Here is a 1,169-nt window from a genome sequence, read left to right on the forward strand (position 1 = left end):
CTCGCACCATCACGCGACTCACTTCGCCCGCCACACGGAAACTCAAATGAGAGCGGTCCGCAGCGTTCGCAACAGCAGGAAAATACAGATTGTCATCAACTCGATTACCTTCCAGCGAAACCACTCTTACTTTGGGGGTTTCGACGGTTCTTTCTGGCCCTTTTTCACCACAACCAGTCAAAGTAAGCGCCGCGAAAATCGTGGTTAAGGTTATGATTCCTTTCATACTACAACCCTCGCTCCTTCACCCAAGCCCGGACTTTGATTCCCGGCTCAATGACATTAATGCCTGAGATAATGATTTGATCGCCATCCGCTAACCCTTGCAAGATCTGTCCATTGTCATTCATCGTAATGTCGGCTTTCGCAACCACGCCTTGGTCATCAACGCGCCAAACGTAAGTTTTTCCATTTTCTTCAAAGAGCGCAGAATCTGGAATTTTGGTCGCTCCGGAGTTTTGTGACACGAGATACGCATTGCCTGACATACCAGGAAGAATGCCTAGCTCTGGCGGTCTTTCCATCACCATCGTCACTTTATAGCTGCCCGTTTTTGGGTCGGCTTCGGTGTCAATTTCTTGGAAAGTCAGATCGAAAGAGCGTTCGGGAAACGCATCGAATATCATTTTTGCTGAAACATTCACGCCTTGCGTATAGCGGTTGAGCAAATAGTCAGGCAGTTGAAAAATCACCTTCATTACCTGATTGGTTTGAATGTTCATCACCCCTTCTTTGGCGGCAACGTATTCATGATTTTCGGCAGGAAGATAAGAAATGGTGCCATCGTAAGGAGCAACGAGTTGGGTGTAGCGCAAGTTCGCTTTGGCTTGATCCCATTGCGCTTTAGCGGAGTTATGATTAGCTTTCGCTTCATCAAAATCTTGTTCGGAGACCACTTGGTCTTTCCGCAGCTTTTTATAGCGCTTGTACTGAACATCAGCTAACGCAAAATTCGCTCTTGCTTGCTTTTCCAGTAAGGAATATTCATCTGGGTTAAGGACTGCTAGCACATCGCCTTTTTTAACGACTTGCCCTTCATTAACTTCGATAGATTGAAGCAACCCTGGGACACGAAATGCGAGTACAGCTCTGTCACCGGCTTCTGTGGTGGCGGGGAAATGGCGTTCAAATTGTGCGTTGCCAACAGAAACAGTAAAAAGTTTTGCGGG

At 47.1% G+C, this 1,169-nt stretch carries 2 protein-coding genes; both read right to left on the reverse strand.

All coding sequences use genetic code 11. The features are described 5' to 3' along the window. The coding region (locus tag R7P67_RS25520) for a lipoprotein (RefSeq protein ID WP_411912820.1) at positions 1 to 226 on the reverse strand (226 nt) is incomplete at its 3' end. Between the two features lies 1 nt (position 227). Beyond that, positions 228 to 1,169: efflux RND transporter periplasmic adaptor subunit VmeG (gene vmeG / locus R7P67_RS25525; protein ID WP_318086411.1), on the reverse strand; the 942-nt coding region annotated here is incomplete at its 5' end.

Source organism: Vibrio sp. Vb0937, from assembly GCF_033338855.1.